Source organism: Pseudomonas savastanoi (assembly GCF_020917325.1).
Lineage (GTDB): Bacteria > Pseudomonadota > Gammaproteobacteria > Pseudomonadales > Pseudomonadaceae > Aquipseudomonas > Aquipseudomonas amygdali.
The window spans coordinates 2,038,305-2,048,161 of the sequence record NZ_CP076652.1 but is presented as its reverse complement, the minus strand read 5'-3'; the positions used below and the strand labels follow the sequence as shown (position 1 = coordinate 2,048,161).

At 61.6% G+C, this 9,857-nt stretch carries 11 protein-coding genes; 8 read left to right on the top strand and 3 right to left on the bottom strand.

What is annotated here, in order from left to right:
- Positions 1–40: 40 nt before the first annotated feature.
- Positions 41–1,018, bottom strand: a complete 978-nt coding sequence (locus KP808_RS09030; protein ID WP_230018171.1) for a TauD/TfdA family dioxygenase — start codon at positions 1,016–1,018, stop codon at positions 41–43.
- Between the two features lie 296 nt (positions 1,019–1,314).
- Here KP808_RS09030 and KP808_RS09025 point away from each other — a divergent pair, with 296 nt between their 5' ends.
- Genes KP808_RS09025 through KP808_RS08990 form a run of 8 tightly spaced genes read left to right on the top strand, consistent with a single transcriptional unit; the run spans position 1,315 to position 7,518 of the window.
- Positions 1,315–2,541, top strand: coding sequence for a PepSY-associated TM helix domain-containing protein (locus KP808_RS09025; RefSeq protein WP_230018169.1), 1,227 nt, complete (start codon positions 1,315–1,317; stop codon positions 2,539–2,541).
- Positions 2,538–3,080, top strand: coding sequence for a thiamine pyrophosphate-binding protein (locus tag KP808_RS09020; RefSeq protein WP_219171223.1), 543 nt, complete (start codon positions 2,538–2,540; stop codon positions 3,078–3,080). Before KP808_RS09025 ends, KP808_RS09020 begins: the two co-directional genes overlap by 4 nt.
- Positions 3,077–3,409 carry a hypothetical protein gene (locus KP808_RS09015; RefSeq protein ID WP_004664615.1) on the top strand — a complete coding sequence of 111 codons (333 nt, stop codon included), beginning with the start codon at positions 3,077–3,079 and terminating at the stop codon, positions 3,407–3,409. The genes KP808_RS09020 and KP808_RS09015 overlap by 4 nt, the downstream gene beginning before the upstream one ends.
- On the top strand, positions 3,406–3,972 hold the full coding sequence (locus tag KP808_RS09010) for a DUF6162 family protein (RefSeq protein ID WP_230018167.1): 567 nt from the start codon (positions 3,406–3,408) through the stop codon (positions 3,970–3,972). Before KP808_RS09015 ends, KP808_RS09010 begins: the two co-directional genes overlap by 4 nt.
- A gap of 35 nt (positions 3,973–4,007) precedes the next feature.
- Positions 4,008–4,940, top strand: coding sequence for a metal ABC transporter substrate-binding protein (locus KP808_RS09005; protein ID WP_230018166.1), 933 nt, complete (start codon positions 4,008–4,010; stop codon positions 4,938–4,940).
- Complete coding sequence (locus KP808_RS09000; protein ID WP_230018164.1) at positions 4,937–5,701, top strand: metal ABC transporter ATP-binding protein; 765 nt, start codon at positions 4,937–4,939, stop codon at positions 5,699–5,701. The genes KP808_RS09005 and KP808_RS09000 overlap by 4 nt, the downstream gene beginning before the upstream one ends.
- The gene (locus KP808_RS08995) at positions 5,701–6,600 is read left to right on the top strand and encodes a metal ABC transporter permease (protein WP_005746818.1); all 900 of its coding nucleotides are present in this window, start codon (positions 5,701–5,703) and stop codon (positions 6,598–6,600) included. The genes KP808_RS09000 and KP808_RS08995 overlap by 1 nt, the downstream gene beginning before the upstream one ends.
- Complete coding sequence (locus KP808_RS08990; protein ID WP_230018163.1) at positions 6,601–7,518, top strand: metal ABC transporter substrate-binding protein; 918 nt, start codon at positions 6,601–6,603, stop codon at positions 7,516–7,518. It begins immediately after the preceding gene.
- 582 nt (positions 7,519–8,100) lie between these two features.
- Here the strand turns inward: KP808_RS08990 and KP808_RS08985 are convergent.
- Together KP808_RS08985 and KP808_RS08980 are read right to left on the bottom strand one after the other, a co-directional pair.
- Positions 8,101–8,319, bottom strand: a complete 219-nt coding sequence (locus KP808_RS08985; RefSeq protein ID WP_003304661.1) for an MbtH family protein — start codon at positions 8,317–8,319, stop codon at positions 8,101–8,103.
- A gap of 81 nt (positions 8,320–8,400) precedes the next feature.
- Complete coding sequence (locus KP808_RS08980; protein ID WP_230018162.1) at positions 8,401–9,813, bottom strand: aspartate aminotransferase family protein; 1,413 nt, start codon at positions 9,811–9,813, stop codon at positions 8,401–8,403.
- Positions 9,814–9,857: the final 44 nt, after the last annotated feature.

The window sequence follows — 9,857 nt, the reverse complement described above, 5'->3', positions numbered from 1 at the left end:
CATGCCTACGCGGAGCGCAGGCACGATAACCTACAGGCGGTTACTTATCCGAATGCCCCTGCGCCATCGCCACCACGACTTTGCGTTTGCCGGTGAACGGTGCGCGGGAGTGGGCGGCGAGCATGTTGTCGAGCATCAGTACGTCGTTTTCCAGCCATGGGAAGCTGACGGTGCAGTCGTCGAGCACGCCACGAATCTCGTCCAGCAGGCTTTCTTCGAGGGGTGAACCATCGCCGTAGTAGACATTGCGCGGCAGGTCTTCTTCATCGACGACATCCAGCAGGGTTTCGCGTACTTCCGGTTGCAGGTTGGAGATGTGAAACAGGTGCGCCTGATTGAACCAGACGGTATCGCCGGTCACTGGATGGCGGGACACGGCCTGGCAGATCTGCCGGGTGCGCAGTTCGCCGTCGTCTTTCCATTCGCACTCGATGTTGTGCGCGCGGCAGTAGGCCTCGACCACGCTTTCATTTTCGGTGTTGAACACCTGGCTCCATTCCACATCGAGCCCGTTGCCGTAGTTACGCACGTACATCAGCTTCTTTTCGATGAAGCGGTCACGGATGCGCGCCGGAATGCGCCGGTAGATCTCGCGGCTGTCAGCAATCGGCGTTTCGCCGCCGGTCTGCGCCGCGATCATGCTGTAGAACCAGATCTTCATCGGCCAGTCCAGCGTGTAGGCCTGCTCGTTGTGCAACGGGATGCTCTGATGCGCCGGGTATTCGGTAGAGGTGTACACACCCTTGGTTACATTGCTGCGCGGCGTGGAGCCGAACTCGTAGTTGAGTAGCGGATCGCCGAAACCGGCGGCGAACTCACGAAACGCTTCCGCACCGCCGACCTCGAAGCCGCGAAACAGAATCCCGCCAGCACTGTACAAGTGCCCGGCCACCAATGGCTTGAGTTCACCCAGCGCTTCCATCAAGTCCAGACCGGGCTCGGGCGCCTGTACCAGCATGGGCAAGCTGCCCGCCCCTGCAAGCAGCGGCCGGATATCCAAACTCAACGCGTGACTCATGATGTCTCTCCCTTGATGGCAAAAGCGCCCGAGCCCCTGCGGCCTGGCGCAACACCAATGTCCAGATTGAACGTACTTCGCCACGAGAAAATTAGCCGCCCAGGCTCTTTTCCTGCGCCACGCGGGGGTTTCCGGTAGCTCTGAAACAATTTTTTTCATTTAAACGCAAAATATTCCTACAGGAATCTCGTTCTCATTCGTCTTTAACTGAATGCGAGGCTTTATATCGCCCGCGCGTACAGACAGAAGGGGCCGCCTTGCGGCTGCTTTACATCGTGAATCGAGATTGTTTATCCATGTCGAAGAAGTCCCGTTCAAAAATCTGGTTTCTCGTCCACAGCTGGCTTGCCCTGCCCATCTGGTTCTTTGTGCTGATCGTCTGTGTGACCGGCACGCTGGCGGTCATCAGCAAGGAAATCATGTGGCTGGCCAACCCGGAGATGCGTGACAACCGCCCCTCCGACGACGCCCAACGCATGAGCTTCGAGCAGATTCGCGCAACCATCGAGCGCAACGAGCCGGACCTGATCGTCGGGACGATCATGCAGCCTGACGGCGATTACTTCGCCCTGAGCGTGTTCGTCACCTACCCGGACGGCCGCTCGGTGCCGGCTTACGTCAACCCTTACACCGGTGTGATTCAGGGCCTCACGCCGTCGTTCGACTTCCGCCGCTTCACCCGCGCACTGCACGGCTGGTGGCTGGTGCCGTTCACCAATGGCTATTCGTGGGGCTGGTACCTGGTGTCGATTCTCGGCCTGCCCCTGCTCGCATCGCTGGTGACCGGGCTGGTGGTCTACAAGAAATTCTGGCGTGGTTTTTTCAAGCCGGTACGCTTCAGCCAGGGCTCGCGGATTTTCTGGGGCGACCTGCATCGACTCAGCGGCGTGTGGTCGATCTGGTTCATTGCGGTGATTTCCATCACCGGCACATGGTTTCTGATTCAGGCAATTCTTGGCGATAACCAGATCAGTATCTCGAGCAAATCCCAGGTCGCCTCGATCATTCCACACAGCGCCGTGCCGCTGACCGCCGACGGCCGCCCGGCACCGACCATCAGCCTGGAAAAGGCCGTGGAAATCGCCAAGGAGCGGATTCCAGGTCTTGAAGCCAGCTTCATCACTCCGCCCTTCAATGCCTACAGCAACATGCAGGTTGGCGGGCGCAGCTGGTATCCGCTGATGTTCCAGACCGCCGAAATCAACCCGTACAGTGGCGAAATCGCAGCGTCACACCTGTTGTCGGACCGCAACAAGCTGGAGTTCGTCACCGAATCCATGCGCCCGCTGCACACCGGCGACTTCGGCGGTATCTGGATCAAGCTGATCTGGGCGTTCTTCGGCCTGCTGTTGAGCATGATGGTGCTCAGCGGGCTGCTGATCTGGAGCAAGCGCACCGCGCTGGCGACGCTCAATGCCCTCAAGCGTGAGTCCAGAACCAACCCGGCCACCTTCACCCCGGCCTCGACTCCGGACACCACCCGCTCGCCACTGGCGACCCGCACCCCGGAGAACAGCCTGTGAGCAAGGCCGCTGTCGCACAACCTGCATCGTCGCTGAGCCGCTTCTGGCATAAGTGGCGCTTCCACATCAACGTGCTGCTGGTGCTGATTCCGCTGGGTTTCATGCCCAAGTACTTCTCCGACAACGCGCTGGATCGCGGCGATCAGGGCCTTGGTCAACGCGACGTCGGCGAGATTCAGGTCGGCCCGTGGAGCCTGCGTCTGGCCGAAGACCGTAACGAAGCCCCGCGCCTGTCCGGTCCGTCGGGCTACATGAAAAGCTTCAACGCCGCGTTGTGCAACGCCTGCATCGACCGGGTCAAGGCCACTTACCTGCGCATCGGCAAACCACGCAGCCTGCGCACCGCCGGGGTTATTTTCTTCGGCGGTGGCTACCGCATGAGTGCGTTCATGCAGATTCCCGAAAACACCAGCCCCGACTCAGACCTGTGGATCACCATGGAAGGCTGGGACGGCGCAGTGCATCAGACTTCCATCCCGCTGCAACAGGCTTCGCCCACCACCGTGGCGTGGCTGAAAAAACAAGGAGCCAAACCATGAGTGCCCGCCCTTCCCTGCGCTGGCTGACGGCCAGCGCACTGTGCCTGCTTGGCTTGAGTGGCAACGCACTGGCGCACAACCCGATGTGCGAATGCAAACAGATCGACAACGAGCAGATTCGCTGCACCGGCGGTTTTTCCGACGGCAGTGGTGCGCCGGGCGTGACCCTGGATGTAATCGGCTACGACGAAACCATTCTGGTGCCCGGCAAGCTGGGTGAGGATTCGACCGTGACCTTCAAGCGCCCGGCGTCCGAGTTCTACGTGCTGTTCGATGCCGGCCCCGGCCATGTGGTGGAAATCGACCAGGCGGACATCCCCAGCCCATGAGTGCGCCAACCCGACAAATCGTCCGCCCGGCCGGTGCCGGGCATGAAACCCTGTACGTCCTGCTGCTGTGCCTGCTGATCCTCGGCGTCGCGGCCGGGGTCGTCAGCCTGCACCGTGATACTCAGGAAACACACAGCCTTGCCAGCCATCAACTTGATGCGCGACGTGATCTGACCGCTGCCGAACAAGGCATCTACGCCGACCTGCGCGTGACCCTCGACGAAATTCACCTGCTGGCAACTGAACAGCAAACGCCCGTTACCCCGCAGCAACTGGGTGACGAGGGCTTTGCGCCGTTCGCCCAGGACGCCAGTTCGGTGAGCCGTGGCGGTCATGTCTGGCAGATGGTCGAGCAGTCCTATCTGGGCCTGAGCCAGACGCCGAACGTGGCCGGCTCGTTTCTGATGCGCATCGATTCGGACAACCAGCCTGACATCTGGATCAACCGCAGCGCCTCGATCGCACCTGTCAGCGACCTCGGCGACAAAGCCCTGGTCGACGCGGGCTGGAAACAGGTCGTCGCGCAATTCGATGCTGGCGTAACCCGTCAGCACCCGCACTGAAACTTCGCATTCCTTTGAAAGAAGACCGCTTGCCCATGCCTATTTCATTCAAACGCCGTCCCTTGCTACGCGTCCTGCTGGTAGGGTTGTTTGCCGCCCTGCTGGCACCGTCCAGCTTCGCCGCCGACCCGGCCAAGCGCCTGCGCATCGGCATCACCCTGCACCCGTATTACAGCTACGTGAGCAATATTGTCGGCGACAAGGCCGACGTCGTGCCGCTGATCCCGGCCGGCTTCAACCCGCATGCCTACGAGCCACGCGCCGAGGACATCAAGCGCATCGGTTCGCTGGACGTGATTGTGCTCAATGGCGTCGGCCACGACGATTTCGCCGACCGCATGATTGCCGCCAGTGAAACGCCAAACATCAAGACCATCGAAGCCAACGCTGACGTGCCGTTGCTGGCCGCCACCGGGGTTGCCGCGCGTGGCGCAGGCAAGGTGGTCAACCCGCACACCTTTCTATCGATCAGCGCGTCCATCGCCCAGGTCAACAACATCGCCCGCGAGCTGGGCAAGCTGGACCCGGACAACGCCAAAACCTACACCGCCAACGCCCGCGCCTATGGCAAGCGCCTGCGGCAGATGCGCGCCGACGCCCTCGCCAAACTGACCAAGGCCCCCAACGCCGACCTGCGCGTGGCCACGGTACATGCCGCCTACGACTACCTGCTGCGTGAATTCGGCCTGGAAGTGACAGCAGTGGTGGAACCGGCACATGGCATCGAGCCCAGCCCGAGCCAGTTGAAAAAGACCATCGACCAACTGCGCGAACTGGACGTGAAGGTGATCTTCTCGGAGATGGACTTCCCGTCCACCTACGTCGACACCATCCAGCGTGAATCCGGGGTCAAGCTGTACCCGCTGTCGCACATTTCCTATGGCGAATACACCGCAGACAAGTACGAGAAGGAAATGGCCGGCAACCTCGACACCGTGGTGCGGGCCATTCAGGAGTCCGGCACATGACTGTCGCGCAGAACCTCGACATCGTCAGCCAGGGGCCAGGCATCGAGTTCAACCAGGTGAGCCTGACGTTGGGCCGCACAATGATTCTCGACCGCGTGCATTTCAACGTGCGCGCTGGCAGCGTACACGCGCTGGTCGGGCCGAACGGCGGCGGCAAAAGCTCGCTGATCAAGACCCTGCTCGGGCAGACACCGCATCAAGGCCAATTGAGCCTGCAATGGCCTGCCACGCCGGGTCTGATTGGCTATGTGCCGCAGGCGCTGGAGTTCGACCGTGGCCTGCCGATGACCGTCGACGATTTTATGGCTGCCATGTGCCAGCGACGCCCGGCGTTTCTGGGCTTGTCGAAACACTACGCGGCCGCGATTGGCGATGCGCTGGAGCGGGTCGGCATGCAGGACAAGCGCAAGCGGCGCATGGGCGCGCTGTCCGGTGGCGAACGGCAGCGCGTGCTGCTGGCGCAGGGGCTGATTCCTGCGCCGCAATTGCTGGTGCTGGATGAGCCGATGTCAGCTCTGGATGAAGCTGGCATTCAAGTCTTCGAGCGCCTGCTTGGTGACTGGCGCCGAAGCGGTATCACCGTGCTGTGGATCGAGCACGATCTGGATGCGGTGCGGCGGCTGGCGGATCAGGTGACCGGGCTCAATCGCCGCGTATTGTTCGACGAGCCTGCCGCCACGGCACTGACGCCGGAACGCCTGCTGACGTTGTTTTCTGCTCATCCGCGCACTGCCGATGCCGTTAACGGGAGCGCCGCGTGATGGATTACGAAACGTTTCGTCTGTTCATTCAGGGCCTCGCCTCATCCGGCTATCTGCCCGAAGCGCTGGCCTATGGCTTTGTGGTCAACGCCCTGCTTGCGGGCCTGTTGATCGGCCCAGTGCTGGGCGGTCTGGGCACGCTGGTGGTGGTCAAGCGCTTTGCGTTCTTCTCCGAAGCGGTGGGCCATGCGGCACTGACCGGCGTGGCCATCGGTATTCTGCTCGGTGAGCCGTACACCGGGCCTTATGGCGCGCTGTTCGGCTATTGCCTGCTGTTCGGTATCGTCCTCAACTACCTGCGCAACCGCACCGGACTGGCACCGGACACGCTGATTGGCGTGTTCCTCTCGGTGTCCCTGGCGCTCGGCGCAAGCCTGCTGCTGGTGCTGGCCGGCAAAATCAACGTGCACATTCTGGAAAACGTGCTGTTCGGCTCGGTACTGACTGTCAACGGCAATGACCTGCTGGTGTTGCTGATCGTTGGTTCGCTGGTCATGGGCCTGAGCCTGCCGTTGTACAACCGCATCATGCTGGCCAGCTTCAATCCGCAACTGGCTGCGGTGCGCGGCGTGGCAGTGAAGGCGCTGGATTACCTGTTCGTGATTCTGGTCACACTGATCACCGTTGCCGCCGTGAAAGTCATCGGCGCGATTCTGGTCGGTGCGTTGCTGGTGATTCCAGCGGCGGCGGCACGCCTGTTGAGCCAGTCGCTGAAAGGCTTTTTCTGGATTTCAGTGGCCATCGCAACCGTCAGCACCCTGTGCGGCATTCTGCTGCCTATCGTCTTCGACCTGCCTGTGCCGTCCGGCGCGGCGATCATTCTAGTGGCTGGCATTGCCTTTGCCCTGGCCGCCATCGCCCGCGGCACGCTGCCCGCCCTGAAAGGGAATATTGGATAAATGCCTACTTTACGCACATTGACCCTGGCGCTGGCCATGACCGGCCTGTTCAGCAACAGCCTGTATGCCGCCGACGCCAAAGCCGACAGCGCTCAACCGGTACGGGTGCTGGCCAGCCTGCCGATTACCTACGGGCTGGGGGAAATTCTGCTCAAGGACAGCGGTGTCATGCTGGAACGCGCTGCCGCGGCCAACCTGCCCGGCTCGCGCCAGACTGCTTACTTCACAGGGCGCGGTGCCGATGCATTGCGCGGCTTGGCGAACAACGCCGACGCGGTAATCGGCTTGCGGTCGATCTGGGCCGATGACCCGCTTTACCCGAACGCACGCCGCAGTAATATTCGCATCGTCGAAATTGATGCAGCCCGCCCGGTGGACGGTGGTTTACCGGGGATTGCCGTGCAGCCGGGCCAGGGCACTGACGGGCTGAACAGTCAGCCGTGGCTGGCGAGCAACAACATGGGGCGCATGGCCGATGTGCTGGCGGCGGACCTGGTGCGCCTGGCACCGAGTGCGAAGCCGAAGATCGAGGCCAATCTGGCGGCGTTCAAGCAGCAACTGCTCAAGCTGAGTGCCAGCAGCGAAGCGGCACTGGCCGGTGCCGACAATTTAAGTGTGGTGAGTTTGTCAGACCGCTTCGGCTACCTGATCAGCGGGCTGAATCTGGAGCTGATCGACAGTCAGGTGCTGACCGACGAACAGTGGACGCCCGAGGCATTGAGCAAACTGAGCGCGACTCTGAAAGACAACGATGTGGCACTGGTGCTTGATCATCGTCAGCCGCCCGAGCCGGTGAAGGCTGCAATTGAAGCGGCAGGCAGCACGTTGCTGGTATTGGGGATTGATGGTGCTGATCCGCTGGCGGAGTTGCAGGGGGATATTCAGGGGATTGTTGGTGTGTTGGCTGGCAAGGGGTGAGGTTATCGTTGCGCACGTTCCGGCGTGGGGAGTGCAAGTCGCGACGCTCTGGGTCGCACGATAGCCGCGCGGAGCATCGGCACGATAGTTGAGATTATCGTTCCGCACGCTCCAGCGTGGGAATGCAGGTCTCGACGCTCTGCGTCGCGAGAGGACGCGGAGCGTCCAGAACGGCATGACGACGCGGAGCGTCGCACGATAGTCTGGTTATCGTTCCGCACGCTCCAGCGTGAGAATGCAGGTCTCGACGCTCTGGGTCGCGAGAGGACGCGGAGCGTCCAGAACGGCATGACGACGCGGAGCGTCGCACGATAGTCTGGTTATCGTTCCGCACGCTCCAGCGTGAGAATGCAGGTCTCGACGCTCTGCGTCGCAAGAGGACGCGGAGCGTCCAGAACGGCATGACGACGCGGAGCGTCGCACGATAGTCAGTTATCGTTGCGCACGCTCCAGCGTGGGAATGCAGGTCGCGACGCTCTGCGTCGCACGATAGTCAGTTGCGCAGCGTCGCACGGTGATCAAGGCTGTACCGGCCTCTTCGCGAGCAAGCTCGCTCCCACAGGACTTGTGTATAACGCTCAATCAGGCCGTCTGGGCTTCCATTTTCTGGCGCAGGCTCAGGGGGCGCATGTCGGTCCAGACCTCTTCGATGTAGGCCAGGCACTCTTTCTTGAAGCCGCTTTTGCCAACGGTGCGCCAGCCGTTGGGGATGGCTTTGTAGTCGGGCCAGATCGAATACTGTTCTTCGTGGTTGACCACAACTTGAAAGACGATGTCTTCCCGATCGAATACTGAAGTCATTGCTGCTCTCCGTGTTGGTTCAGTGCTGCTGTGCCAATTCATAGCAGCTATAGGGATTGAACGTATCGCTACGTCGAAAAATTAAAGCTGTGCGACAGCGGCGTTGAGTGCGCGACCAAAGATTTCGGCCACTTCGTCGACCTGCTCGGCGGTGATCACCAGCGGTGGCAGGAAGCGCACCACGCTGCCGTGTCGACCACCCAGTTCCAGAATCAGCCCGCGCTTGAGGCATTCGCGCTGGACCAGCGGGGCCAGACGGGCAAATACCGGCGGATGACCCTGCGCATCGCGCACACCGGCCGGATCAACCAGCTCAACACCCAGCATCAGCCCGCGCCCGCGAATATCGCCCAGTTGCGGGAAGTCACGCTGCAAGGCACGCAAGTGCCCGGACAGACGCGCGCCCATCGCCGTCGCGTGCTCGCAAATGTTGTGTTCCTGAAGATAGCGCATTACCGCCGAACCGGTAGCCATGGCCATCTGGTTGCCACGGAAAGTTCCTGCGTGGGCGCCCGGCAGCCAGGTGTCGAGCCATGAACGGTAGACCACCACCGCCAGCGGCAGGCTGCCACCAATGGCTTTGGACATGACCACGACGTCCGGGATGATCCCGGCGTGTTCGAAGGCGAACATCTTGCCGGTGCGGGCAAAACCGCTCTGGATTTCATCGACGATCAGCGCCACACCAGCCTTTTCAGTAATACGCCGCACGCCGCGCAACCAGTCCAGGTCAGCAGGAATGACCCCGCCCTCGCCCTGCACCACTTCAAGAATGACCGCTGCAGGCAACTGCACACCGGCTTCCGGGTCGTTGAGCAGGTTCTCCAGATAATGCAGGTTGGCGCGCACGCCCTGTTCGCCGCCGAGCCCGAACGGGCAGCGGTAATCATAGGGGTACGGCAGAAACTGCACGCCTGTGCCGAGCAACGCGCCGAGCGGCTTTTTCGGCCCCAGGCTGCCCATCAGGCTCAACGCGCCCTGGCTCATGCCGTGATAACCGCCCTGAAACGACAGCACCGTGCTGCGTCCAGTGGCAGTGCGTACCAGTTTCAGCGCGGCTTCCACCGCATCGGTGCCGGTCGGGCCACAGAACTGGATCTTCGCGTCGTTGGCCAGTTGTTGCGGCAGCAGGCCGAACAGGTCCTGAACGAACTGGTCTTTGACCGGCGTGGTCAGGTCCAGGGTGTGCAGCGGCAATTCATCGCTGATCACCTGCTGAATCGCTTCGATGATCACCGGATGGTTATGCCCCAACGCCAGTGTGCCCGCGCCTGCCAGGCAATCGATGAAGCGCCGCCCTTCGACGTCCTCGACGTGAATGCCCTTGGCCCGCTTGAGCGCCAGCGGGATGCGCCGCGGGTAACTGCGCGCATTGGATTCCTGGCGATTTTGCCGGGCCAGCAATGGCGACTCTTCGAATTGGTAGAGCGTTTCAGCCGCTGCCGGGGCAACCCGTGTCAACTGATCATCGATAAGCCTGGTAGCGACTGACATCTGTGCAACCCTCAATACGCTGGTTGAATGACCTGATGCATGAC